This is a genomic window from Polaribacter vadi (assembly GCF_018861005.1).
In the GTDB taxonomy this organism is placed as follows: domain Bacteria; phylum Bacteroidota; class Bacteroidia; order Flavobacteriales; family Flavobacteriaceae; genus Polaribacter; species Polaribacter vadi_A.
On sequence record NZ_JAHKQL010000008.1, the window covers coordinates 119,059 to 144,553 of the forward strand.

Sequence of the window (25,495 nt, forward strand, 5' to 3'; positions counted from 1 at the left end):
CCTTAAAAAAAAAGAGAATTATTTTAATTATAACAACAAACTAAGACAAATTAAAAAATGTCTTATTGAGCTTGTTGTAGCCTATTTTAACATGAAAAACATACTTACATTTTGTTTCATTTTTTTATCAATTGTTGTTTTTGCTCAAAAAACATATCAAAAAGAATATTTTAAAAATGGAAAACTAAAAGAAGAAGGCTGGCTTTTTAATGAAAAAAAAGTTGATTATTGGAAGTTTTATTACAAAAACGGTAACATAAAGGAAGAAGGTCGTTATAAAAACGGGAAAAAAGTAAAATATTGGTACTTTTACAGCGTGAACGCAATTCCTGAAAAAGAAGGCCATTATAAAATGGGTTTACAAAGTAATTGGTGGTTATTTTATGATAAAAACGGAAATGTTAATCATAAATGCCAACTTAAAAATAATAAAAAAAACGGATACTGTTTGATTTACAAAAAGAACAAACTTATAAAAGCTTCTAAATTTAAAGGTGGCAAAAAAATAAAAGAATGGACAGATTTCTCATCTTTTAGAAAAGAGAACAATCTAAACGATTTAAGATAAATGCAACCAATCATAAAAGTAATTATTCCTGCTTATAATGAGCAAGACTCTATAGGTTCTGTAATAAAAGACATTCCTAAAATTGTTGATGAAATTATTGTTGTAAACAACAATTCTACAGACAATACTATTTTAAACGCAGAAAAAGCAGGCGCAACTGTTTTAACCGAAACTAAAAAAGGGTATGGTTATGCTTGTTTAAAAGGTATGGATTATATCAGCAAACAAAAAATAAAACCAGAAATTATTGTTTTTTTAGATGGTGATTATTCAGATTACCCAGAACAATTAACAGAAATTATTGCTCCTATTATTAATGATGATGTCGATTTTGTTGTTGGGGCTAGAGTGAAAAAACTAAGAGAAGAAGGTGCAATGACACCTCAACAAGTTTTTGGTAACTGGTTAGCAACCTTTTTAATGAAATTGTTTTTTAGCGCTAAGTTTTCTGACTTAGGGCCATTTAGAGCAATAAAATACAATAAACTACTAGCACTTAATATGATAGACAAAACTTATGGTTGGACAGTTGAAATGCAACTAAAAGTATTAAAACAAAGATTAAGTTATGTAGAAATACCTGTAAAATATAGAAACAGAATTGGTGTCTCAAAAGTTTCAGGTACAGTAAAAGGTACTATATTTGCAGGAATTAAAATTTTAAGTTGGATTTTTAAATACAGTTTTAAATAATGGTTCTAGAATATATAATAATAATTATCTACTCTATTAGTTTGTTGCTTATTTTTATGTATGCCATAGCGCAACTAAACCTTTTGGTAAACTATTTAAAAAACAGAAATAAAGAAGATAACTCTCCGAAATTCGATTTTACCAATCCAGAAGAAATACCTTTTGTAACCATACAATTACCAGTTTATAACGAATTGTATGTAATGGAACGTTTGTTAAAAAACATTGCTAAAATCGATTACCCTACAGAAAAACTAGAAATTCAAGTTTTAGACGATTCTACTGATGAATCTGTAGAAATGACTGCTAAACTTGTTGCAGATATTCAAAAAAAGGGTTTAGACATTCAGCATATTAGAAGAAGCAATCGTAAAGGTTTTAAAGCAGGTGCATTAAAAGAAGGTTTAGAAATTGCTAAAGGTGAATATATTGCCATTTTTGATGCTGACTTTTTACCAAAAACAGATTGGTTAAAACAAACTGTACCTTATTTTAAAAATCCAGAAATTGGAGTTGTACAAACAAGATGGGGGCATATTAATAGAGATTATTCTACGCTTACTAAAATACAAGCTTTTGCATTAGATGCGCATTTTACACTAGAACAAGTAGGTAGAAATAGTAAAGGACATTTCATAAACTTTAATGGTACAGCTGGTATTTGGCGTAAAGAAACCATTTACGACGCTGGTAATTGGGAGGGTGATACACTTACAGAAGATTTAGATTTAAGTTATAGAGCACAATTAAAAAACTGGAAATTTAAATATTTAGAAAAAGTAGAAACACCTGCAGAATTGCCTGTAGTAATTAGTGCTGCAAGATCTCAACAATTTAGATGGAATAAAGGTGGTGCAGAGAATTTTCAGAAAATGATAAAACGAATTATCACTAATAAAAACTCTTCTTTTAAAACCAAAATTCATAGTATGCTGCATTTATTAAACAGCTCTATGTTTACATGTATTTTATTAGTTGCCATTTTAAGTATACCAATGTTATACATTAAAAATGAATATGCTCATTTAAAAATTTACTTTTTTGTAATGAGCTTTTTTGTAGTTAGCACTCTTATATTTTTTACATGTTATTGGTTTATGTACAAAAATATTTATGGTGGTGGTTTTAAAAGATTTATTAGATATATAGGAGCATTTTTTACGTTTTTTTCTATAGCAATGGGCTTTTCTTTACACAATACAATTGCTGTTTTAGAAGGTCATTTTGGCAAGAAAAGTGAGTTTGTAAGAACACCAAAATTCAATATAAAAAACCTAAAAGACGGCTGGAAAACCAATAAATACATTAAAAAGAAACCTTCTGTACACGTTGTTTTAGAAGGCTTACTTTCTCTATATTTTGTATTTGGTATGTATAGCGCATTTGTAGTTGGAGATCAAGGAGGTGATTTTGGTTTATTCCCATTTCACTTTATGTTATTTATTGGGTTTTCTTATGTTTTCTTTAAATCGATATTTTCTAAAGCTTAGTGTCTTTTCTTAAAAAATATCAGCATGTTATATTAATTTCAATAAGTATTGTTTTATATTTTTTCTTTGCATATTTTTTAGAAAGAACTCAATTTAATATTTTAATTTTTTTATGGTTTTCTCTCTTCGGATGTTTTTATCTGCTGATGAAAAACAACGAAATCTCATTTTCTAATTTAGTAGGAATTTCTATTATTTTTAGATTGATATTCTTGTTTGCAACCCCTAATTTATCTCAAGATTTTTACAGATTTATTTGGGATGGAAGAATGATTCTTGAAGGTTTAAATCCATATTTATCATTACCAGAAACTTTTATTCAACAACACAATTATCCAATTGCAGAAGCTGCTGAATTGTATTCTGGAATGGGTGAATTAAATGGAAGTCATTACACCAATTACCCACCTTTAAATCAGCTTTGTTTTTTTATAGCAGCACTTTTTTCTAGTAAAAGTATTTTTGGTTCTGTTGTCGTTTTAAGGTTGATCATTATTTTGGCAGACATAGGAATCTTATTTTTTGGAAAGAAACTTTTAGAAAAGATAAACCTACCTATAAAAAATATTTTTTGGTATGTTTTAAATCCTTTTATCATTATAGAAATGACTGGGAATTTGCATTTTGAACCAGTAATGTTGTTTTTCTTTATTTTTGGGATGTACAAATTACATCAAAAAAAATGGCTTTTAGCAGCTATATTAATTGGCTGTTCAATTTCTGTAAAACTGATTCCTTTATTGTTTTTACCATTATTTTTTCAATGGTTTATTAAAATTTATGGCAAGGACAAAACAAACAATATAAAATGGATTGGTTTTAAATTTAAGTCCAAAAAGATGTTTCAATTAGTATCTTTTTACACCATAATAATCCTTATAAATATTATTTTATTTCTACCTTTTTTATCATCAACATTAATTTCTAATTACTCTAATTCTGTAGGTCTGTGGTTTGGTAAATTCGAATTTAATGCAAGTTTTTATTACATTTTTAGAGAAATTGGCTACTTATTTAGAGGCTATAATGAAATTGCAATCATTGGTAAAATAACACCAATTTCAACCATTCTATTTTTACTTTTTCTAACTTTTTTCAAAAAAAACATCAGCATAAAACAGCTATTTACAACAATGTTATTTAGCTTATGTTTTTATTATTTTACATCAACAACAGTTCATCCTTGGTATGTAGCTACTCCAATTATTTTATCCGTTTTTACAAAATATAAATTCCCTATGGTTTGGAGTTTGGTAATCATTTTAAGTTATCAAGCTTATTCAAATAATCCTTGGCAAGAAAATTTATGGTTTGTTGCACTTGAATATATTATAGTTATTTCATTCTTAGTTTATGAAATCATAAAAAAAACCTTTAGAAAAAATTACATTTAATAATTTTTTAAAATGTGAGTCGTTAATATTTTTATATCTTAGTGGCTAAGTTTATTTTATGAAAAAACTAACCATAAAAGATATTGCCAAAGAATTTAATGTCTCTATTTCTACAGTTTCAAAGGCATTAAATGATAGTTATGAAATTAGCGAAGGCACCAAAGCAAAAATTCAAAAATATGCCAAAGAGCATAATTACAAACCTAATTTTAATGCATTAAGTTTAAAAAATAGAAGCACAAAAACTATTGGCGTTATTATACCAACAATGCTTAATTATTTCTTTGCTCAAGTTTTTAAAGGTATAGAAAAAACAGCATTAGAAAATGGCTACAAGGTAATTACGTGTATTTCTAACCAATCTTTTGATAAAGAAGTAGAAATTATAGAAATGCTTTCTAATGGAAGTATTGATGGCTTTTTATTGTCTATGGCTAAAGAAACTGAACTAAAAAACAATTTTAATCACTTTAAAGAATCTATAGAAAACGGAACTCCTATTGTTATGTTTGATAGAGTAGCGCAATCGATTTCTTGTGATAAAATTATAACTGACGATTTTAATTCTGCAACAACTACTGTTGAGTTTTTATACAAAAAAGGACACAAGAGAATTGCTTTTATTTCTACAATGAGCGATTATAAAATTGGTAAACAACGTTTTTTAGGTTACAAAAAAGGTCTAGAAAAAATGGGACTTCCTTTTGATGAAAACTTGGTGTTAAATATTAATGAAAGTGATTATAAAAAATACGGAAAAGAAGTAAAACCTTTTATAAAATCTACTGATTTAGATGCAGTAATGACAACTGGAGAATCTGTTGCTGTTTCTACAATGAAAGCACTTAGAAAAAGCGGAAAAAAAATACCTAAAGATGTTGCTGTTGTTGCATTTTCTAACGGAATTTTATCAAGACATTCTAGTCCTAAAATGACAACTATTAGTCAACATGGAGAGCAAATGGGTGCAAAAGCAACCCAAATTTTAATTGATAAATTAAAAAATAAAACCAAAGAGGTAGTTACTCAAGTAATTACTACAGATATGGTAATTAGAGATTCTACTAGATAAAAAAATGGACAATTTCTCGAAAGTAAAGCTAGTGGTTTCTGATATGGATGGAACCTTATTAAACTCGCAAGGTAAAGTGAGTCCTCTTTTTTTTGAACTTTTTAAAAAGCTACAAAAAAATAACATTTATTTTTGCGCAGCAAGTGGCAGACAACACAATAGTATAGTGTCTAAATTAAATGACATTAAAGAAGAAATCCATGTAATTGCAGAAAATGGTGGAGTTGCCAAAAAAGGAGACAAAGTTTTACTTTCTAATTTTTTAGAACCAGAAAAAGTAATCAATTTAATACCTGTTTTAAGGCAAATAGATGGTGCTAATATGGTTTTATGTTGCGATGGTTTTGCTTTTATTGAAAGTACAGACGAACGTTTTATCAATCTTTTTCAAGAATATTACCATAGTTTTCAACAAGTTGATGATCTTATAGAAACTGCAAAAACTACGCCCGTTTTTAAAGTTGCAGTGTATCATTTTGATTCTTCAGAAAAATTTATTTATCCAGCTATAAAACATTTAAAAAATGAAGTTTTACTAAAAGTATCTGGTAAAAATTGGTTAGATATTTCTGATGAAAAAGCAAACAAAGGAAATGCTTTAAGACATGTACAACAACTTTTAAATGTTACCAAAGCAGAAACAATGGTTTTTGGTGATTATCATAATGATATAGAAATGATGCAAGAAGCAGACTTTAGTTTTGCTATGGAAAACGCACATAAAGACATAAAAGAATTAGCCAATTACACTACAAAAAGCAATGATAATTATGGAGTTGAGCGTATTTTAGAAAAGCTGTTAAACGCAAAAAACTAGCAAATAATCTAAACTCCGAAAGCAGTAAGCACCAACTTTCTAGCATCTCCATAGTTTCTGTGTTCACATAAATAAATTCCTTGCCAAGTACCTAAATTTAATTCTCCTTTGGTAATTGGTATTTCTACAGAACTCCCCAATAAAGAAGCTTTTAAATGAGCTGGCATATCATCAGAACCTTCATAAGTATGTATATAATAAGGCGCATTTTCTGGCACCATTTTATTAAAATGACTTTCAAAGTCTAAACGAACAGTTGGGTCTGCATCTTCATTAATCGTTAAACTTGCAGAAGTGTGTTTTATAAACACTTTAAGAATTCCTTTTTCTATGGATTTTATTTCCAGAAATTCACCTAAAACAATATTTGTAATTAAATGAAAACCTCTTTTATAAGATTGTAATTGTATTTCTTTTTGCTCGAAAATCATAATTTAATCATCAAAAGAAACTGTACTTTGTCTTTCTCTATTTACATGTAATTTGGTTACATCTGGCCTAGAATAATGACCAACAGCATCAAAATTTTGTCTTTCTTCTAAAACACGATTAAAATCTAACGTTTCTATAATTAAACCTTCTTTGTGTAAAACTGGTTCAATTAACCATTCTCCATTTGGTGATGCAATACAAGAACCACCATTTGCTAAAACATCTGGAGCATCTTTTATAATTTTATCATAATGAGGCACATCTTTAGGAAAATCTGATTTTGCCATTAAACTAGAAACAGAAATTACAAAAGAACGAGATTCTCTTGCTATAAAACGTGTAATATCTTTTGTATTATGATCTGAACCTGGCCAAACAGCAATATGTAAATCTTCTCCCAAACCATATAAAGCAGTTCTTGGTAAAGGCATCCAATTTTCCCAACAATTTAAACCACCAACTGTAAATTCTTTTAGAGGATGTACTTGCAAACCATTTCCATCTCCAGGAGCCCAAGTTAAACGTTCATCATAAGTAGGTTGTAATTTTCTGTGGACCGATTTTATTTCTCCTCCTTGATTTATATACAATAAACTTGCATAAATACTATGTCCTCCTCTATTTTGAGCACGTTCCATAATGCCTAAGTAGATGGAAATATTGTGTTCTTTAGCCAATTTACAAACAGAATCTAATTCACCTTTTTCTATAGTAATCGAATTACGAACATAATGAGCGTGGATTTCTTTATTTACTTTTAAATCCCATTTTGCACCATCAGTTAAAGCTAACCAAAAAGGATAACCAGGCAACAAAGACTCTCCAAAAACAATCAATTCGCAATTTTCTTTTGCAGCATCTACAATTGATTTTTCAATTTTTTCAATTGTTTTTTCTTTATTTAACCAAACAGGAGAAATTTGTGCTAATGCTACTTTTAGGATGTTGTTCATATTTTTATATTTCGATTACTTACAATCTGATTGAGTATATTTATTTTTCCACTGAATCCAGTATTCTTGCAAACCTTCTGGAGTTTGTTTTAATTCGCTAATATGTAGTTTATGCCCTGTCATTAAAACATTTTTCAATTCTTTTTTTCTTTTTAAAAGTGATGGACTATGATTCCAACCTCCAACGTGATCAAAAGAAGTAAAAGCATCACACTTCTCTTTTACTAATACAAAAGGAATTGATAATTTATAAATTACATTACCAGAACCCATTCCAATAGTATTCATTTCAATTTTTGAAAAATCTACCTTTCTATAGTCTTTTTCAATGTAAAGTTCCTTTAACTTAGTTCCAACCTTAGCCGACATTTTATTTGAAAATTGATGAGCTATATCTGATCCATTTATAAATTCTGGACCTATATACTCACCTTGGCATCCCTTATCAGAACAGTTAATATTTACCTTCTGAACAATACTAAGTTTCTCACAATTTTTAGGCATAGAGAATAATACAGGAAATAATAAAACGACTAACTGTCTCATTTCAAAATATATTAAACCTCAATACTTACAACCAAACCTTCATTACTTCTAACATTAAAAACAGTTTCATCATCGAAGATTAAATACTGTCCTTTTATACCCACTAATTTTCCTGTATAGTTTGGTGTTTTTATCAAATTTAAACTCTTAGGTTTTACAGGATATTTTACAACAGGAAAGTTAATATTCGTTTCAGAATTATTTTCAATAAAGTATTCTTTAGCCTCTTCTGGTATATATGCTTTTAACTTCTCTCTCCATTCTACTAAATTTTCATCTTCAATATCGTTCTTTAGCATTTTACGCCAATTTGTTTTATCTGCAACATGTTCTTTTAAAGCAACTTCTGTAATTCCTGCTAAATATCTGTTAGGTACTTCTACAATTTCTATTGCTTCATGTGCACCTTGATCTATCCATCTTGTGGGCACTTGTTGCTTTCTTGTAACTCCAACTTTTACATTGCTAGAATTTGCTAAATACACAATATGTGGTTGTAATTGCACCGATTTTTCATACACCAAATCTCTATCTTCAATATCTAAATGTGCTTTACTTAACTCTGGACGCATAATCCAGTCTCCAGCATTTGGAGCATCAAAAAAACAAGATTTACAAAACCCTTGTCTGTAAATTTTCTTTTCTAAATGGCAGTTTAAACACTCGTAAGTAACAAACGAAAGTGTTATTTCTTTGTTTAATAACTGATTCATATTTAAAAAATCAGTTTTCATATCTAAATAATACTGAATTTCAGTAGAATTTTCAGTTTTCATTTTTTTTAAGACTCCTTGATATTGCATAACAAAATTTAGTATTTTTAGCTTCTCACAAAATTACGTAAAAATTCGAACTTAATTTATGGCTTACCCCATTGTAAATTCTATAATTTCTTGGTTTTTAAAAAAACGTATTCATCAAATTGAATTGTTTTTAAAGTATCCTAATGATGTACAAGATGAACTACTTTTAAAATTAGTTGCTACTGCAAAAAGAACTGAATTTGGTAAAATACACCAGTTTTCATCCATCAAAAATTATAATGACTTTGTAAAACATGTACCTATACAGAAGTACGAAACTATAGAGCCTTTGATAGAAAGATGTAGACAAGGTGAACAAAATTTATTTTGGCCATCGCAAATAAAGTGGTTTGCAAAATCTAGTGGAACTACAAATGCAAAAAGTAAATTTATTCCTGTAAGTGAAGAAGCTTTAGAGTATTGCCACATGAAAGCTGGTAAAGATATGTTGTGTTTGTACATTAATAATAACGAAGAAACGCAACTTTTTACGGGTAAAGGTTTAAAATTAGGTGGTAGTTCTGAGATTTACAAAGATAACAATTCTTACTTTGGTGATTTGTCTGCAATTATAACTGAAAACTTACCTTTTTGGGCAGATTACAGTTCTGCACCAAGTCAAGAAGTAGCTTTAATGGCTGAATGGGAAACCAAAATGGATGCTATTATAGAAGAAACTATAAACGAAAATATTACAAGTTTAGTTGGTGTACCAAGTTGGATGTTAGTGCTTTTAAATAACGTTTTAGAAAGAACAGGAAAAGATAATATTTTAGAGGTTTGGCCAAATTTAGAAGTATATTTTCATGGAGGCGTAAACTTTAATCCGTATTTGGAACAGTATAAAAAATTGATTCCGAAAAAAGATTTTAAATATTATGAAACCTATAATGCTTCTGAAGGTTTTTTTGCAATTCAAGACAGAAATGATTCTAAAGATTTATTGTTGATGTTAGACTATGGAATTTTCTATGAGTTTATACCTATGTCTAATTATAAAGGCGAAAACTCGAAAACAATACCAATTTCTGAAGTAAAAAAAGGCACAGATTATGCCTTAATTATTACTACAAATAGTGGCTTATGGCGTTATTTAATTGGTGACACCATTCGTTTTACTTGTTTAGAACCTTATAGAATTAAAATTACTGGACGTACAAGACATTATATAAATGTTTTTGGTGAAGAGCTTAATATTGAAAATGTAGAAGACGCTTTAAAATTAGCTTGCCAAAAAACAGAAGCTACAATTGCAGATTATACTGTAGGTCCTATTTTTATGAAGGATAAAAAAAGTGGTGGTCATGAATGGATTATTGAATTTAATGAACATCCAGAAAACATGAATTATTTTACTGAAATGTTAGACAATGCTTTAAAATCTATTAACTCAGATTACGAGGCAAAACGTTATAATTCTATGACTTTGGCTATGCCTAAAATTCACGTTGCCAAAGAAGGTTTATTTTATGAATGGCTTAAGAAAAAAGATAAATTAGGTGGCCAACATAAAGTGCCAAGATTATCTAACCAAAGAGATTTTATTGAGGAGTTATTGAAACTTTAACTATTCTTTTATACAGTTTTCACAATACGTTTTTCTTAAATATTCATCTTCTAACAACTGAAAAGTAACACCATCATTTAAAGAAGAATTGAATAATTTACAGAAGCGTGTTTTATTTAAATTTATTGCATTTAACATCATAGTTCTATAATTATCAGAAGCAACATTGTAATTGTTTGTAATGGTTAAATTCAAATAATAAAAGAGTAAATCTTCATCTACAGTTATAGATGTTACTTTATCATCTAATAAAAAAGTAGCTTCATCTAAATCTGAATAATAAGTTAAAAATTGTGCTAAACTCAAATAATCATAATTAGATAAATTAAAATTTTCGTAAGTATCTATAATAAACTCAACTGATTCGTCTTTAGCATCATATTCTCTAGCACGCATGTTTTTTTCTGCTTTCACAATATGAAAATTCACCAACATTCTATCAATTAAATGTTTTTCAACACCATATTTCTTTAAATCTGTAATCTGTTTTTTAAAGTTTTTTTCGTTGATGTTTTCCCAATTATTTCTCCAAATTATAAATTTAGTTACCACTAAATTATATTTCACTTTTTTATTATTTGGATCTAAAATTTCTAACATTTTAAGTTCATCAAAAACAATTTTAGCATAACTTAAATTCATATCGTATTTAATGATGCTGTTTTTATTTAGTACTGGTACAAACTTTAACTGTTTTGGCACCGTCAATTCTTTTAATCTATTTGGCGAACTTTCTTTTTTTAATTTTTCGAAAAATGAGTTTTGTACAACCAAAGCTTCATCAATATTATCTTCTGCAATTAAAGTATTAAAAGTAGAAATTAACAAAGAAATAGATATGTCTTTGTATTTGTCTTTCTTTTCTAAATCTAATGTAATAACAGCTTTTCTATGATTTTTTAAATAAATTTCTAAATCATTAGAAACTGTACCTACCACTTTTTGTTTTATTTCTTTTTTAGATAATTTTTTTAAGTTTTTATAGTTGGTTTTTGAGATGTCGTTTAAAAATTCTACCCAATTTTCAGAAGTAGATATTTCTGTTTCTATATCTGGTTTTTGAAAAGATTGCAACGATTTTATAATGCTATTTCCTCTTTGTTTTTGCAATTCTAAATTTCTTTCTAAACTACCTTCTATAGAAGAATATGCTTTAATATTTATTTTTTTAATATTAAAATCAGTTAACCTTAAAGAGTCGTAAACAGGTTTTATATCTTCTGGTAAATATTCTGACTTGTTCTTTTGAAAAGGAATTATAAATTTTAGTTTTTTATATTTTGTGGCAAATTTATCTTCTGTATTGGTAATTTTTTTTGTTTTGTAAACTAGTGAATCTAAATAAATACCCATATCTAACAAATCCCAAGGATAAGATTCTAAATTGTAAATTCTCTGATATCTGCACAATACTTTATTGTTTAAAAACAAAATATTAAACTCTAACTCATCCTCTTTTAAATCTGTTGGAACTGTGCCTACAAAAGTTCTAAATCGATTGCCAATAGTTGGTTTAAACCCTCTAACCAATTGTTTTGCATAAACTGGTTTTAAAAGTGTTCCTCTAATTTGGGCTTTGTCTATAATATTATTACAATCGTATCTTTTTTTTGAAACTACGTCTATAGCAATTCCGTCTCCAGATTTTTTAAACAATTGAATTGCCCAATTTTTATCTGTTACCACAAAATACAATTTGTCGTTTTCTCTTTGAATTGAAAACCCAACTTCTTTTGGTTTTTGTTTAAAGTAATTATTAAAATATGTACATCTAGCATCTTGCCTTGAATTCTGAGTAAATATAATATCAAAGGCATTATTTTGTGCATTTACATAATTAAGGCACATTAGAGCAAGTACAACAAAGATTTGGATTTTTTTCATATCAGCTTTTTTTTGATAATTAATTTGCAATCATCTATCCAAAAATAACAAAAAGTGAATGCTTTCTTAAAATGAATCTCTCTTTTTTTATAATTTACTAACTCAAACTTCTATTTCACCAAATAAAACACCTTACTTACTCAATACTGATTTTTACTAGCATATGAAAAATATATTTTTGATGTAGATATACTCCATTAAAAATATTTATTATGAAAAAAGTTCTTTTTTTACTTATTTGCATTCAATTTTCAATCTCTATTAAAGCGCAAAAAGCTAGAGAAAAAATCATAAAATCAGAAGTTAAATCGGCTGTGATTTTTCTTGAAAACGCACAAGTTAATAGAGAAAAAACTGTTTTTTTATCTAAAGGTGAAAACATATTAAAATTTACAAACTTATCTCCTTTCGTTGACAGTAAAAGCATTCAAGTTAGAGCTAAAGATATAGAAATTCAGGCTATTAATTTTCAGAAAAATTACTTAAAACAAATAAAAAAGAATCCTGAATTACAGAAATTAAAAACTCAATTATCTTTAATTGTAAACAATATCAATTCAAAAAATGTTGATTTAGAAATTGTTAAAGAAGAAGTTTTATTTTTAAAATCTAACAAATCAATTGGTGGCAATCAAACTTTAACTGCAACAACTTTTAAGGAAGCTGCTAATTATTATGGAAGCAAAATTAAAACATTAAAAACAACCGAGTTTAAACTAAAAAATGAAATAAGAACTTTAAACTTACAAGCTTCGAAAATAGAAAAGCAGATAAATGATTTTACATCAAACAAGAATTTTGGTTCAGGTGAAATTACAATCCGTTTAAAATCTGAACAAACTAAAAACACCAAATTTATTTTAAGTTATAATGTTGATAATGTTGGTTGGTATCCTTCTTATGATGTTCGAGTAAAAGATATAAACTCTCCTTTAGAATTAGTTTACAAAGCAAATTTGTATCAAAATTCAAAAGTAGATTGGACCAATGTAAAACTAAGTTTTTCTTCTGGTAACCCATCAAAATCAAATAAAGTAAAAGAAGTAATCCCTTATTTTATAGATTATGGAACAAATCCGCCAAATTATAAAAACAATATTAATAAAGTTACAGGTATAGTTAGTAGTTCTGGAGAGCCTTTACCTGGTGCAACTATTACTATTAAAGGCACAACCATAGGAACAACCACAGATTTTGATGGGAAATTTTCCCTAGAAATACCTGATACAAATAGCACATTATTAATTAACTATTTAGGTTTTAAATCTAAAGAAATGCCTGTTAATAGTAATTATATAAATGTTAACCTTGAAGAAGACAGTAATCAATTAGATGAAATTGTAGTTGTAGGTTATGGAACAAAAAGAAAAGGAAGCAGCAAAAACAAACGAAATATAGGAACTGCATTAACTGGCAGAGCTGCTGGTATTTCTATTAGAGGAGCACCCTCTATAAAAGAAGAAAAAGTAAGTATTATTAACACTAAACAAGTAATAAACCAAACCACAGTTAATTTTGAAGTAGTTAAACCCTACTCTATTAAAACTAGTAATAAAAATTTTAGCATACCAATGAGAATTTTTGATATAGCTACTAATTATCAATATTATTCTTTTCCTAAAGCTGAACAAAGTGCATTTTTAGTAGCTAAAATCACAGATTGGGAAAAGTTTAATTTATTAGAAGCTGAAGCCAATATTTATTTTGAAGACACTTTTGTTGGCACTACTTTAATTGATACAAGGATTGCCAAAAAAGAATTAGAAATTTCTTTAGGTATTGATAAAAATGTAACCATTTCTAGAACTAAAGAAAAAGATTTTACAACAAGACAATTTATAGGAAACAAAAAAGAAGAATCTAGAGTGTGGAACTACTCAGTAAAAAACAATAAAAATGAAGCGATTAATATTATAGTTTTAGATCAAATTCCGATATCAATGTCTGAAACAATAAAAATTGAACTAGATACAGATATTACAAAAGGGAAACTGAATACCAAATCTGGTGAAATAAAATGGAATATAAATTTAACATCAAAAGAAGTTAAAAACTTTAAACTAAAATATGCTGTAAAGCATCCTAAAAATTATGTAATAAACCTGGATTAAATTTTTCTTTCAACCACATAATCAATCATTTGTAGTAAAGATTTTTTATAAGGTGATGTTGGGTAGGTTTCTAAAATGTTTAATGCTCTTTGTCTGTAATCATTCATTTTAGAAACTGTATACTCAATTCCGCCATTTTCTTTTACAAACGCAATTACTTCTTTTACTCGCTTTTTATCTTTATTATGTTTTTTTATTGAATTGATAAGCCAAGCTTTTTCCTTTTTAGAGCAGTTATTTAGGGTGTAAATTAAAGGCAATGTCATTTTCTGTTCTTTAATATCTATACCTGTTGGTTTTCCTATTTTGGCATCAGAATAATCGAACAAATCATCTTTTATTTGAAAAGCAATACCTATATATTCTCCAAATTTTCGCATTTGCTGTACAACATCGTTTTTTGCACCTACAGAAGCAGCTCCAATTCCACAGCAAGCTGCAATTAAAGTAGCTGTTTTTTGACGAATGATATCAAAATAAATATCTTCTGTAATATCCAATTTTCTTGCTTTTTCAATTTGTAATAACTCACCTTCACTCATTTCACGAACAGCAATAGAAATCAATTTTAACAGATCGAAATCTTCATTATCTATGGATAAAAGTAATCCTTTAGACAATAAAAAATCGCCAACTAAAACTGCAATTTTATTTTTCCATAAAGCATTAATCGAAAAGAAACCTCTACGTCTATTAGAATCATCTACAACATCATCGTGTACTAAAGTAGCTGTATGTATTAACTCTACAACAGATGCCCCTCTGTAAGTTCTTTCATCAAAACCACCATCAGAAACCATTTTTGCTACTAAAAAAACAAACATTGGTCTCATTTGTTTTCCTTTTCTGCGAACTATATAATAGGTAATTCTATTTAAAAGCGGGACTTTAGAAAGCATTGCATCTTTGAATTTCTTTTCAAAGAGCTCCATCTCGTTTTTAATAGGTAATTTAAAAAGTTCTACTGGCTTCATTTTATTCTGAACAGGTTTCAGTAATTGGTGTAAAAATACAAAAAATAAAAGTCGGATTTTGTTAATTAAATCATTACAGAATTCATGATTTAACTATAAAAGTTAAGCTTTATTAGCCAATTGCCCACAAGCTGCATCAATATCTTTACCTCTACTTCGTCTTACATTTACAGTAATATCGTGCATTTCTAAATTAGAAATATAGTTATTTATAGCAGAATTACTTGCTTGTTGAAACTCACCATCATCTATAGGATTGTACTCGATTAAATTGACTTTACATGGCACATATTTACAGAACTCAACAAGTGCTTTTATGTCTTCTTTGCTGTCGTTAATTCCATCCCAAACTACATATTCGTAAGTAATTGCTCTTTTGGTTTTTTCGTACCAATATTCTAAAGATTCTTTTAAATCTTTTAAAGGAAAATTAGTGTTAAAAGGCATTATTGATGTTCTAACCTCATCTATTGCTGAGTGTAATGAAACTGCTAAATTGAATTTAACCTCTTCATCTGCCATTTTTTTAATCATTTTTGGCACTCCAGATGTAGAAACTGTTATTCTTTTTGATGACATTCCTAAACCTTCAGGAGACGTTATCATTTCTATAGATTTCAATACATTTTTATAGTTCATAAGTGGCTCACCCATTCCCATAAAAACAATATTCGTCAATTTTTTATTATGATATAATCTACTTTGTTTATCAATAACAACTACTTGATCGTAAATTTCATCAGGATTTAGATTACGCATTCTTTTTAAACGTGCTGTTGCACAAAATTTACAATCTAAACTACACCCAACTTGACTAGAAACACAAGCTGTTGTTCTTTTTTCTGTTGGTATTAAAACTGATTCTACTACCAAACCATCATGTAATTTAATACCATTTTTTATAGTACCATCATTACTCTTTTGCATAGAATCTACCTTAATATGATTGATGACAAAATTGGCTTCTAACATTTCTCTTGTTGCTTTAGAGATGTTAGTCATATCCTCAAAAGTATGTAAAGACTTGTTCCAAAGCCATTCATAAACTTGGTTTCCACGAAAAGCTTTATCGCCATTTTCTACAAAAAAATCGCGCAACTGTTCTTTGGTTAAGGCTCTTATGTCTTTCTTTTTATCCAATGGATTTCTAGTTTAAAAGTGTTGTATTAATTGTGCAAAAATACACTAATATTTTGAGGTTTGCTTTGGCTTTGTTAATAGGCTGTGTTAGTGATTACTCATACTTTATTATTTTTATTGAAATCATGAATGTTTCACATTTTAAATAGCATCCTTTTTTTTGAGTTTTTTAAAAAAATGAGATATAATAAAAAGTACAATCTTCAGGAACACACAAAATAAAAAAACTGACAATTAAATTACTAATTGTCAGTTTTAATTATTGAATTTTAAAATTCTTAAATGTTTTATATAATTAACATTGCATCTCCGTAAGTAGAAAATTTATAACCTTCTTTAATAGCTTCTTTATAAGCTTCCATTAAAAAATCGTAACCTGCAAATGCTGCTGCTTGCATCATTAATGTAGATTTTGGTGTATGAAAATTAGTAATCATTGTGTTTGCAATGCTAAAATCGTAAGGAGGAAAAATAAACTTATTTGTCCAACCTTCAAAGGCATTTAACTCTGCATTAGAAGATACTGAAGATTCTACAGTTCTCATTACAGTTGTACCTACAGCACAAATTCTTCTTTTTTCTATTTTAGCTTTGTTAATTTTATCTGCAGATGCAGCTGGTATAACAATTTGCTCAGAATCCATTTTATGTTTCGATAAATCTTCTACTTCAACTGGGCTAAAAGTACCTAAACCAACATGCAATGTCATTTCTGCAAAATCTACTCCTTTAATTTCTAAACGCTTTAATAAGTGTTTAGAAAAGTGTAAACCTGCTGTTGGTGCTGCAACTGCACCTTCGTGTTTTGCATAAATAGTTTGGTAACGTTCTTCATCAGAAGCTTCTACTTCTCTATTTATAGTTCTTGGTAGAGGTGTTTCACCAAGTTCTAATAATTTTTCTCTAAAAGCTTCGTAACTACCATCAAACAAAAAACGTAAAGTTCTACCTCTAGAGGTTGTGTTGTCTATAACCTCAGCTACTAAACTATCATCTTCACCAAAAAATAATTTGTTACCAATTCTAATTTTCCTTGCAGGATCTACTAAAACATCCCATAATCTATTTTCTGCATTTAGTTCTCTTAATAAGAAAACCTCAATTCTAGCTCCTGTTTTTTCTTTATTACCAAACATTCTTGCAGGAAAAACTTTGGTGTTGTTTAACATTAAAATATCGCCTTCATCAAAATAATTGATAACGTCTTTAAATGTTTTATGTTCTATAGTTTGGTCTTTTTTGTTTAAGACCATTAAACGAGATTCGTCTCTATGTTCTGCAGGATAAATTGCTAATAATTCTTCTGGCAGTTCAAAATCAAAGTTTGATAATTTCATAAATGTATTTTGCTGTAAAAGATGCAAATATACGATATGAAAACAGGCGTTGTCAAGTGTTTAGCTATTTATCTTTAAAGTTCATCAATTTTAATACCTAATTGTTGCATGTCTTTCCAAAACTTTTGGTAAGATTTTGTAACTACTTCAGCATTATTTATTTGAATAGGAACTCGTAAAGCTAAAGGCGCAAAAGCCATAGCCATTCTATGATCGTTATAGGTTTTTATAGCAATATTTTTATGGATTATAGAAGTTACAGCCAATTCTAAAGTTTCGTTGGTTACAGAAATATTTGCACCCAATTTAGATAATTCATCGTGCAAAGCTACTAACCTGTCTGTTTCTTTAATTTTTAAAGTATGTAATCCAGATAAACTACAAGATATGCTTTCTGCGAAACAAGTAACCACAATAGTTTGTGCAATATCTGGTGCATTTTTTAGGTTGATAACCAAAGCTTCTTTCTTAGTTTCAGTTTCTTTTTTTAGAGTGATAAAATTCTCACCAAAAGTGGTGGTTACTCCAAAATGTTCATAGATTTCTGCTAAGCAAGAATCACCTTGTAAACTTTCTTTTTTATAGGCTGATAATTGAATTTCTGAACCAATTTCTGCTAAAGCAACAATAGAATAAAAATAACTTGCAGAAGACCAATCAGACTCTACAACAATCGTTTGTTTTTCAATTGATTTTTTTGGATAAACTTTAATGATATTTCCTTCAAAATTACTTTCTATACCTATTTGAGAAAGCAAACTCAACGTCATTTTAATATAAGGAATAGAGGTAATTTTACCTGTTAACTCAATTTCTAATCCGTTTTCTAATTTTGCTGCAATTAACAATAATGATGAAATATATTGACTACTTACATTACCATTAATTTGAACTTTATCTTTAGTTATTTGAGTTCCTTTTATTCTAATTGGTGGATAACCTTCTTTGGCTTCGTAAGAAATATTTGCTCCTAAACTTTTTAAAGCATCAACTAAAATTTCTATAGGTCTATTTTGCATTCTATCAGAACCTGTCAATACAGTTTCTCTGCCTTTTTGAACGGCAAAATATGAAGTTAAAAAACGCATTGCAGTACCTGCATGACCAATATTTACCAATTCATCATCCGTAGAAAGTGCGTGTTGCATGTGCACAGAATCATCAGAATCTGATAAGTTCTCTATAGAAAGTTCTGGAAATAATTTTTGTAAAATCAATAATCTATTCGATTCGCTTTTAGAACCAGAAATTGTAATTTTTTGGTCTATCTTTTTTTCTTGTAAAACATTTAACAATATGTCCATTCTAAAAATTGATTTTATTTCTTATTTTTAAATTTCAAACTTACAACTAACCAACATGAAAAAAGTACTTTTTCTGGTAATTTGCATATTCTTTTCTGCAAATGCCAAAGTTAATGCACAAAAAAAATCTACCAAAGTTTCTGATGAATATTTTAGCGCAATAAAATGGAGAAATATTGGCCCTTTTAGAGGAGGAAGAAGTGCTGCAGTAACAGGTGTTTCTGGCAAAGCAAATCTTTTTTACATGGGTGCAACTGGTGGTGGAGTTTGGAAAACTACTGACGCTGGTAATACTTGGCAAAATATTTCTGATGGATTTTTTGGAGGCTCTGTAGGTGCTGTAGCTGTTTCTGAATCTGATAATAATGTAATGTATGTTGGAATGGGAGAAAAAACCGTTCGTGGAAATGTTTCTTCTGGTGATGGAATTTGGAAATCTGAAAATGCAGGAAAAACATGGAAACATGTGGGTTTAAAAAACTCTAGACATATTCCTAGAATGCGTATTCATCCTAAAAATTCTGATATTGTTTTTGCTGGAGTTATGGGTGATTTATACAAACCCACTCAAGAACGTGGGGTTTATAAAACTACTGATGGTGGCGAAACTTGGCGAAAAGTATTGTTTTCTAACGAAGATTCTGGAGTTATAGATTTAGTGATCGATCCAAATAACCCAAGAATTTTATACGCAACTACTTGGAATATTAGAAGAACTCCTTATAGTTTATCTTCTGGTGGTGATGGCTCTGCACTTTGGAAAAGTACTGATGAAGGTGAAACTTGGACAAACATATCAACAAATAAAGGTTTACCAGAAGGCATTTGGGGTATTGCTGGAGTTACAGTTTCGCCAGTAAATTCTGATATTGTGTATGCTTTAATTGAAAATAAAAAAGGTGGAGTTTATAAATCTACGGATGCAGGAAAAAACTGGAAACTTATAAATTCTGAAAGAAAATTAAGACAACGAGCTTGGTATTACACACGTTTGTATGCAGACACACAAGATGAAGATATTTTATATGTTTTAAATGTACGTTATCATAAATCTACGGATGGAGGAAAAACCTATAAAACATATAATGCGCCTCATGGAGATCATCATGATTTATGGATTGCACCAGAAGACAACCAAAGAATGATTATTGGTGATGATGGTGGTGCACAAATTTCTTTTGATGCTGGAGAAAATTGGAGTACGTATATGAATCAGCCTACATCTCAATTTTATAGAGTTACCACAGACAATCATTTTCCTTATCGAATTTTAGCAGCGCAACAAGATAATTCTACCGTAAGAATTTCTCATAGAACTGGAGGCAGATTTATTACAGAATCAGATTGGTCTTCTACCGCAGGTGGAGAAAGTGCACATATTGCTGTAGACCCTTTAAATGATGATATTGTTTATGGTGGTAGTTATAGTGGCTTATTAACCAGAGTAAACCATAAAACTAACGAATCTAGAGCTGTAAATGTTTGGCCAGACGACCCAATGGGACATGGTGCAGAGGATTTTAAATATCGTTTTCAGTGGAATTTCCCAATTTTATTTTCACCAAATAATAAGAAAAGATTGTATGCTGCTTCTAATCATTTACACGTAACTGAAGATGAAGGACAATCTTGGCAATTAATTAGTCCAGATTTAACAAGAAACGATCCAAAAACGTTAGGTCCTTCTGGAGGACCAATTACCAAAGACAATACAAGTGTAGAATATTATGGAACTATTTTCGCAGTTGCAGAATCTCATTTACAACCTGGTTTAATTTACACGGGTTCTGATGATGGTTTGGTACACATCACAAAAAATAATGGTGAATCTTGGGATAACATCACGCCTAAAAAAATGCCAGAATGGATGATGATTAACTGCATAGAAATTGACCCTTTTACAAAAGGTGGCGCTTATATTGTAGGTACAAAATACAAATCTGGTGATTACTCACCTTATATTTATAAAACGGAAAATTACGGAAAATCTTGGGATTTAATTGTAACCGGAATTGCAAATGAAGATTTTACAAGAGCTTTAAGAGCAGATCCAAAACGCAAAGGTTTATTATATGCTGGTACAGAAAGAGGTATGTATATTTCTTTTGATGATGGTAAAAATTGGCAAACTTTTAAACAGAATTTACCAATTGTACCTATTACAGATTTAGCTATAAAAGATGATAATTTAATTGCTGCAACTCAAGGTCGTTCTCTTTGGATTATTGATGATTTAACTCCTTTACATCAGTTAAACACATCAAAAAAAGAAGATGTTATTTTGTACAAACCAAAAGATGCTTATAATTTATCTGGTGGTAGAGGAAGAACTTCTAGAACTGCAGGTACAAATCATTCTGGAGGTGTAAATATTTATTATTATATCAATGAACTAAAGGAAAAAGATGTTGCATCTATTTCTATTTTTGATGCCAATGATAACTTGATTAAAAAATTCTCTACAAAGCCTGATAAAGATAAAAAAGAAGGCAAATTGAACATAGAAGAAGGCAACAATATTTTTAATTGGAACATGATGTATGATGGTGCAGAATCTGTAAAAGGAATGATTTTGTGGTGGGCTTCTTTGTCTGGACCAATGGCTTTACCTGGTACTTATAAAGTTGAATTAAGTGTAAATGATGTGAAAAAATCGCAAAACTTTTCAATTGTTAAAAACCCAATGTCTGAAGCTTCTGAAAGTGATATGAAAGCTCAGTTTGATTTTATTAATGACATCAACAAAAAAATGACTGAAATTCATAAAGCTTTAAAGAATGTTGCTAAAGTTAAAAATCAAGTTGGTTTGTTAAAAAAATCAATCAAAGACAAAAAGAAACATAAAGGTTTAATTGATTTTGCTGATAAATTAGTAAAAGATATGACTATTGTTGAAGAAAAATTATATCAAACAAAATCTAAAAGTGGGCAAGATCCTTTAAATTACCCAATTCGTTTGAATAATAAATTAGGTCATTTAAATTCGTTAACTAGAATTGGAAACTATGCACCAACAAATCAAGCCATTGCTTTTAAAAATGAAATTACAAAAGAAATTGATCTAGAATTGGCGAAGTTATATTCGTTATTTGATAAAAATGTAAAAGAGTTAAATACTAAAGTTAAGGAGAGTAATATTGATTTGATTCAGTTGGATTAATTATAGTGTAATTTATTTTCTTGGTATACTTTTTTAAAAAACTAAAAAGAGTGCTAAAAAGTATACCAATTTTAAATTAATTACTATACATATTCTGTTGAAAATAAAACACGTAAAAACAAAGTCCAAAACAGAAGAGTTGTAATTAAACTTATTAAAAATAAATTACTTCATATTTTTATCTGTCATATACATTCCGTAAAATAAACTCAAAATAATTTTATAAACCCAAAATTGAATCCATTTTCCGTTATTAAAATTTGTTTCTGCAATATTTATTAAATTTCCTGAAAATATATCACTAAAACTATTTATTAGCAATGAAATTATAGTTACGAAAACAAAAAATGGAACTGAAATCTTAAGTGTATTTACCCAAAACTCTTTTTGTTTTACTTTTTTTAAAAACGACATAATTTTTATTTTTAACGGTGAGCAATATTAACAAAATTATAATTATATTTGATACTTATTCAATATCACTTTCATTCTCCAAAATAAATGAAGAGTAGATCACTTTTTATCTTATGTACTTTTATCATCTTATTTGGCATAAATAAATTCAGCTTACATAAAGACATTCACAGACAAAATGAAAACCTTACTGTTGTAAACATTTCAGGTAAACAAAGAATGTACAGTCAAAGAATCTCAAAATTAGTTTTGACATACAACAATGTTAATGAAACTTTTTTTTCGGAAAACACCATAAAATTAGAAGAAATTCTTTCAGAATTTTCTAAAGCCCATCAACTTTTAAAATCTAATTATTTTGAAAAATATGATGATTTCTATTTAAAAGAATATTTTGGTGAAATTGATATGTTTTATTCAAACATCATTAAAAATTCAAGATTACTCATCAAAAATCAAAATGATAAAACTGAAATTAACAAATACATCAACTTAACCTTATTCAACACTGAACGATTTTTACCTATTATGGATAAAATTGTAGTTAGATATGAAGAAATAGGAAGAAATAGAGGGCAGAGTATTCTAAATCGTGAACTTACTTTTAATATAATTCTTGCTATTTTATCTATATATGCAGTTTTCTTTGTGATTTTTCCTTTGGCAAATACTAAAAGAGAATAAAACTAAGTTGACTTTATTTTAGTTTTTCATTATTATGATGACGATTATGATCTCGTTTTGTTTTAATATCTAATTTCTTATCAAAAGCATCTTGTAAATCAATACCTGTTTGGTTTGCCAAACATAGTACAACAAACATAACATCTGCTAATTCTTCTCCTAAATCTTTATTTTTATCAGATTCCTTTTCGCTTTGCTCACCATATCTACGTGCAATAATTCTGGCTACTTCACCAACTTCTTCTGTTAATTGCGCCATATTTGTAAGCTCATTAAAATAACGAACTCCGTGAGTTTTAATCCAATTATCTACTTGTTCTTGTGCGTTTTGAATATTCATCTTTTTTGCGCTTTCAAATATATTTTAGTTTAATAAAATTGCTAAAAATTCATAGTTACACCTAGAGTTCCTGGTGCAAACTGCAAGTTCCAAGCTACTTTTTTATCCTTTTTAATTTCATTGTATTTATCATCATACTTTGTGTCTAAAAAACGATCTATGGCTTCTACAATAAAAATACTAATTGCTGTAGAAAAAGCAACATCAGAAATCCAATGAAAACGATCTAAAATTCTACTAAAACCTGGTATAGAACCAATGGTATATAAACCAGCTTTTATCCATGGATTTTTAAATTGTTTAGCAATTACGTAAGCATTTGTAAAACCTAACATTACATGACCAGAAGGAAAAGAATCGTAATTGTAAACGCGATCTATATGAAAAGGATCGAATGTAGCTTTACCTACTTCTATTCTAGGTCTGGCTCTACCAATAATTCTTTTTGATACTTGCTGTAATAAACCAGCAGCAGAAGCAGATGAAATCAATAAAACTCCTGTTCTTCGTAATTTAGGGTTTTTAGTAAACAAACCTGCTAAATAAACAGCACCTGTTAATCTGTAATTGTTATTAGGGTCTCCAATATTATTACCATAGTTTACTAACCAATTTGGTGCTTTGGGTCTGTAATTTACAGCCCATCTATCTACATTATCATCAATAAAATAAAAAGCTGTAGTACCAGCTGCAACATAACCTAAATTTGTAAATTGCTTTTTTTGCCAATACAAAGGTCTTGAATATGCATACCCCATACCTCCTGCAATATTACCTAAATCATAGGTAAAATTTTGCCATAGATTTTTTTCTGCATCTAAATTAAAAGATACTTTTTGATTTTGCGAAAAGCTATTGAATGAACAGAAAAATAACAGAAAAAGAAAAACTCTTTTCATCATAAAAAAAAATTTGAATCCACAAATATAGTGGTAATAAAATAATTTAGTTTATTTATATGTTATTCAATATTAAAACCATAATATATTTTAAGTATCAATAAAGAAGAACGTATAGAGATTATTCTTTTTAAGCTAAAAATTCACAAACAGTTTCATAAAAATCTTTAGGGTTTTCTGCATGCAACCAATGACCTGCATTAGCAACTTCTACAACTGTATTATTAGGAAAATGATTATCGATAATAATTTGTTCTTCTGGAATTATATAACCCGATTTTTCTCCTTTTAAAAACAATGTATCTTTATCAAAGGATGTATTTTGAGGTAAAGGTTTACCAACTTCTGGATTATTTTCTGTTAAAGATTGTAAATTAAATCGAAAGCCTAATTGTCCTTTTTCTACCCAATACACATTTTTCATTAAAAATTGACGAATGCCCAATTCTGGTATATATTTACTCAATTGCTCATCTACCAGTTTTCTTGAATTTTGGATAGAAAAATCAACAGAATTTAAACCTGCTAAAATTGCATTATGGTGTGGTTCATAGGCTTTAGGTGAAATATCAACAATAATTAACTTATCAACTAAATCTGGATAATTTACAGCAAACAACATTGCTGTTTTTCCGCCCATAGAATGCCCAATAATATTTACATTTTCTATTTGATGATGTTTTATGTAGTTGTATAAATCTTCTGCTAGAAGCTCATAATTAAAAGCATCTGTATGAAAACTGCGTCCGTGATTTCTTTGGTCTATTAAATGTACTTGGTAATCTTCTGAAAACTGATTTCCCAAAGTTTTCCAATTATCAGACATGCCAAAATAACCATGTGAAATAAGCAATGGCTTGCCTTCTCCTTTTATTGTTGAATGTAGTATTCTATTTTCTGTCATTTTCTTTTC

General features: G+C 28.6%; 23 protein-coding genes. 10 read left to right on the forward strand and 13 right to left on the reverse strand.

Annotated elements, in window-relative coordinates; genetic code table 11:
* The first annotated feature begins 91 nt into the window (after window positions 1-91).
* The 6 genes from KO506_RS05670 to KO506_RS05695 are packed head-to-tail and all read left to right on the forward strand — an operon-like array spanning window position 92 to window position 6,034.
* Window positions 92-568 (forward strand): toxin-antitoxin system YwqK family antitoxin, encoded by a 477-nt coding sequence (locus tag KO506_RS05670; RefSeq protein WP_215993927.1) that lies wholly within the window; start codon window positions 92-94, stop codon window positions 566-568.
* Complete coding sequence (locus KO506_RS05675) at window positions 569-1,261, forward strand: glycosyltransferase family 2 protein (RefSeq protein ID WP_215993928.1); 693 nt, start codon at window positions 569-571, stop codon at window positions 1,259-1,261. It abuts the gene before it with no gap.
* On the forward strand, window positions 1,261-2,751 hold the full coding sequence (locus KO506_RS05680) for a cellulose synthase family protein (RefSeq protein WP_215993929.1): 1,491 nt from the start codon (window positions 1,261-1,263) through the stop codon (window positions 2,749-2,751). Before KO506_RS05675 ends, KO506_RS05680 begins: the two co-directional genes overlap by 1 nt.
* Complete coding sequence (locus KO506_RS05685; protein WP_215993930.1) at window positions 2,751-4,145, forward strand: mannosyltransferase; 1,395 nt, start codon at window positions 2,751-2,753, stop codon at window positions 4,143-4,145. The genes KO506_RS05680 and KO506_RS05685 overlap by 1 nt, the downstream gene beginning before the upstream one ends.
* Before the next feature lie 58 nt (window positions 4,146-4,203).
* Complete coding sequence (locus KO506_RS05690) at window positions 4,204-5,217, forward strand: LacI family DNA-binding transcriptional regulator (protein ID WP_215993931.1); 1,014 nt, start codon at window positions 4,204-4,206, stop codon at window positions 5,215-5,217.
* 4 nt (window positions 5,218-5,221) lie between these two features.
* Window positions 5,222-6,034: an HAD family hydrolase gene (locus KO506_RS05695; protein WP_215993932.1), complete on the forward strand. Its 813-nt coding sequence runs from the start codon at window positions 5,222-5,224 to the stop codon at window positions 6,032-6,034.
* A gap of 8 nt (window positions 6,035-6,042) precedes the next feature.
* Here the strand turns inward: KO506_RS05695 and KO506_RS05700 are convergent, their stop codons facing one another.
* From KO506_RS05700 to KO506_RS05715, 4 genes are read right to left on the reverse strand one after another with little or no spacing between them, the layout of a single operon-like run.
* Window positions 6,043-6,465 (reverse strand): secondary thiamine-phosphate synthase enzyme YjbQ, encoded by a 423-nt coding sequence (locus KO506_RS05700; RefSeq protein ID WP_215993933.1) that lies wholly within the window; start codon window positions 6,463-6,465, stop codon window positions 6,043-6,045.
* 3 nt (window positions 6,466-6,468) lie between these two features.
* Window positions 6,469-7,419 (reverse strand): carbon-nitrogen hydrolase family protein, encoded by a 951-nt coding sequence (locus tag KO506_RS05705; RefSeq protein ID WP_215993934.1) that lies wholly within the window; start codon window positions 7,417-7,419, stop codon window positions 6,469-6,471.
* Between the two features lie 15 nt (window positions 7,420-7,434).
* Window positions 7,435-7,965, reverse strand: a complete 531-nt coding sequence (locus tag KO506_RS05710) for a hypothetical protein (protein WP_215993935.1) — start codon at window positions 7,963-7,965, stop codon at window positions 7,435-7,437.
* An 11-nt stretch (window positions 7,966-7,976) separates the two neighbouring features.
* Window positions 7,977-8,768: a DUF2797 domain-containing protein gene (locus KO506_RS05715; protein WP_215993936.1), complete on the reverse strand. Its 792-nt coding sequence runs from the start codon at window positions 8,766-8,768 to the stop codon at window positions 7,977-7,979.
* 58 nt (window positions 8,769-8,826) lie between these two features.
* On the opposite strand from KO506_RS05715, the gene KO506_RS05720 reads away from it, so the two are divergent.
* On the forward strand, window positions 8,827-10,335 hold the full coding sequence (locus tag KO506_RS05720) for a GH3 auxin-responsive promoter family protein (RefSeq protein WP_215993937.1): 1,509 nt from the start codon (window positions 8,827-8,829) through the stop codon (window positions 10,333-10,335).
* Here the strand turns inward: KO506_RS05720 and KO506_RS05725 are convergent, their stop codons facing one another.
* A complete protein-coding gene (locus KO506_RS05725; protein WP_215993938.1) occupies window positions 10,336-12,219 on the reverse strand; it encodes a hypothetical protein in 1,884 nt (627 codons plus the stop codon).
* A 212-nt stretch (window positions 12,220-12,431) separates the two neighbouring features.
* On the opposite strand from KO506_RS05725, the gene KO506_RS05730 reads away from it, so the two are divergent.
* Complete coding sequence (locus tag KO506_RS05730) at window positions 12,432-14,330, forward strand: DUF4139 domain-containing protein (RefSeq protein WP_215993939.1); 1,899 nt, start codon at window positions 12,432-12,434, stop codon at window positions 14,328-14,330.
* Here the strand turns inward: KO506_RS05730 and KO506_RS05735 are convergent.
* The 4 genes from KO506_RS05735 to KO506_RS05750 form a co-directional block, all read right to left on the reverse strand.
* Window positions 14,327-15,304, reverse strand: coding sequence for a polyprenyl synthetase family protein (locus KO506_RS05735; protein WP_215993940.1), 978 nt, complete (start codon window positions 15,302-15,304; stop codon window positions 14,327-14,329). The two genes, KO506_RS05730 and KO506_RS05735, sit on opposite strands and share 4 nt — an antisense overlap.
* A gap of 102 nt (window positions 15,305-15,406) precedes the next feature.
* Window positions 15,407-16,444: a 23S rRNA (adenine(2503)-C(2))-methyltransferase RlmN gene (rlmN, locus tag KO506_RS05740; protein WP_215993941.1), complete on the reverse strand. Its 1,038-nt coding sequence runs from the start codon at window positions 16,442-16,444 to the stop codon at window positions 15,407-15,409.
* Window positions 16,445-16,731: 287 nt separating this feature from the next.
* Window positions 16,732-17,781 carry a tRNA preQ1(34) S-adenosylmethionine ribosyltransferase-isomerase QueA gene (gene queA, locus KO506_RS05745; RefSeq protein WP_215993942.1) on the reverse strand — a complete coding sequence of 350 codons (1,050 nt, stop codon included), beginning with the start codon at window positions 17,779-17,781 and terminating at the stop codon, window positions 16,732-16,734.
* Between the two features lie 74 nt (window positions 17,782-17,855).
* The gene (locus KO506_RS05750) at window positions 17,856-19,085 is read right to left on the reverse strand and encodes a 3-phosphoshikimate 1-carboxyvinyltransferase (RefSeq protein WP_215993943.1); all 1,230 of its coding nucleotides are present in this window, start codon (window positions 19,083-19,085) and stop codon (window positions 17,856-17,858) included.
* A 55-nt stretch (window positions 19,086-19,140) separates the two neighbouring features.
* Here KO506_RS05750 and KO506_RS05755 point away from each other — a divergent pair, with 55 nt between their 5' ends.
* Window positions 19,141-22,245, forward strand: coding sequence for a WD40/YVTN/BNR-like repeat-containing protein (locus tag KO506_RS05755; RefSeq protein WP_215993944.1), 3,105 nt, complete (start codon window positions 19,141-19,143; stop codon window positions 22,243-22,245).
* A 165-nt stretch (window positions 22,246-22,410) separates the two neighbouring features.
* Here the strand turns inward: KO506_RS05755 and KO506_RS05760 are convergent, their stop codons facing one another.
* A complete protein-coding gene (locus tag KO506_RS05760) occupies window positions 22,411-22,659 on the reverse strand; it encodes a hypothetical protein (protein ID WP_215993945.1) in 249 nt (82 codons plus the stop codon).
* Between the two features lie 87 nt (window positions 22,660-22,746).
* Between KO506_RS05760 and KO506_RS05765 the strand changes: the two genes are divergently transcribed.
* Window positions 22,747-23,343, forward strand: a complete 597-nt coding sequence (locus KO506_RS05765; RefSeq protein ID WP_215993946.1) for a type IV pili methyl-accepting chemotaxis transducer N-terminal domain-containing protein — start codon at window positions 22,747-22,749, stop codon at window positions 23,341-23,343.
* A gap of 13 nt (window positions 23,344-23,356) precedes the next feature.
* On the opposite strand, the gene KO506_RS05770 is transcribed toward KO506_RS05765, so the two are convergent.
* The 3 genes from KO506_RS05770 to KO506_RS05780 form a co-directional block, all read right to left on the reverse strand.
* The gene (locus tag KO506_RS05770) at window positions 23,357-23,683 is read right to left on the reverse strand and encodes a nucleotide pyrophosphohydrolase (protein WP_215993947.1); all 327 of its coding nucleotides are present in this window, start codon (window positions 23,681-23,683) and stop codon (window positions 23,357-23,359) included.
* A gap of 41 nt (window positions 23,684-23,724) precedes the next feature.
* Complete coding sequence (locus KO506_RS05775; protein ID WP_215993948.1) at window positions 23,725-24,585, reverse strand: phosphatase PAP2 family protein; 861 nt, start codon at window positions 24,583-24,585, stop codon at window positions 23,725-23,727.
* A gap of 127 nt (window positions 24,586-24,712) precedes the next feature.
* Window positions 24,713-25,486, reverse strand: coding sequence for an alpha/beta fold hydrolase (locus KO506_RS05780; protein ID WP_215993949.1), 774 nt, complete (start codon window positions 25,484-25,486; stop codon window positions 24,713-24,715).
* Between the last annotated feature and the right edge of the window lie 9 nt (window positions 25,487-25,495).

Coding starts and splice junctions, on each gene's coding strand:
- KO506_RS05670 (WP_215993927.1), top strand. CDS start 92: ATGAAAAACATACTTACATTTTGTTTCATTTTTTTATCAATTGTTGTT.
- KO506_RS05675 (WP_215993928.1), top strand. CDS start 569: ATGCAACCAATCATAAAAGTAATTATTCCTGCTTATAATGAGCAAGAC.
- KO506_RS05680 (WP_215993929.1), top strand. CDS start 1,261: ATGGTTCTAGAATATATAATAATAATTATCTACTCTATTAGTTTGTTG.
- KO506_RS05690 (WP_215993931.1), top strand. CDS start 4,204: ATGAAAAAACTAACCATAAAAGATATTGCCAAAGAATTTAATGTCTCT.
- KO506_RS05695 (WP_215993932.1), top strand. CDS start 5,222: ATGGACAATTTCTCGAAAGTAAAGCTAGTGGTTTCTGATATGGATGGA.
- KO506_RS05700 (WP_215993933.1), bottom strand. CDS start 6,465: ATGATTTTCGAGCAAAAAGAAATACAATTACAATCTTATAAAAGAGGT.
- KO506_RS05705 (WP_215993934.1), bottom strand. CDS start 7,419: ATGAACAACATCCTAAAAGTAGCATTAGCACAAATTTCTCCTGTTTGG.
- KO506_RS05710 (WP_215993935.1), bottom strand. CDS start 7,965: ATGAGACAGTTAGTCGTTTTATTATTTCCTGTATTATTCTCTATGCCT.
- KO506_RS05715 (WP_215993936.1), bottom strand. CDS start 8,768: ATGCAATATCAAGGAGTCTTAAAAAAAATGAAAACTGAAAATTCTACT.
- KO506_RS05720 (WP_215993937.1), top strand. CDS start 8,827: ATGGCTTACCCCATTGTAAATTCTATAATTTCTTGGTTTTTAAAAAAA.
- KO506_RS05725 (WP_215993938.1), bottom strand. CDS start 12,219: ATGAAAAAAATCCAAATCTTTGTTGTACTTGCTCTAATGTGCCTTAAT.
- KO506_RS05730 (WP_215993939.1), top strand. CDS start 12,432: ATGAAAAAAGTTCTTTTTTTACTTATTTGCATTCAATTTTCAATCTCT.
- KO506_RS05735 (WP_215993940.1), bottom strand. CDS start 15,304: ATGAAGCCAGTAGAACTTTTTAAATTACCTATTAAAAACGAGATGGAG.
- queA (WP_215993942.1), bottom strand. CDS start 17,781: ATGAAATTATCAAACTTTGATTTTGAACTGCCAGAAGAATTATTAGCA.
- KO506_RS05750 (WP_215993943.1), bottom strand. CDS start 19,085: ATGGACATATTGTTAAATGTTTTACAAGAAAAAAAGATAGACCAAAAA.
- KO506_RS05755 (WP_215993944.1), top strand. CDS start 19,141: ATGAAAAAAGTACTTTTTCTGGTAATTTGCATATTCTTTTCTGCAAAT.
- KO506_RS05760 (WP_215993945.1), bottom strand. CDS start 22,659: ATGTCGTTTTTAAAAAAAGTAAAACAAAAAGAGTTTTGGGTAAATACA.
- KO506_RS05765 (WP_215993946.1), top strand. CDS start 22,747: ATGAAGAGTAGATCACTTTTTATCTTATGTACTTTTATCATCTTATTT.
- KO506_RS05770 (WP_215993947.1), bottom strand. CDS start 23,683: ATGAATATTCAAAACGCACAAGAACAAGTAGATAATTGGATTAAAACT.
- KO506_RS05775 (WP_215993948.1), bottom strand. CDS start 24,585: ATGATGAAAAGAGTTTTTCTTTTTCTGTTATTTTTCTGTTCATTCAAT.
- KO506_RS05780 (WP_215993949.1), bottom strand. CDS start 25,486: ATGACAGAAAATAGAATACTACATTCAACAATAAAAGGAGAAGGCAAG.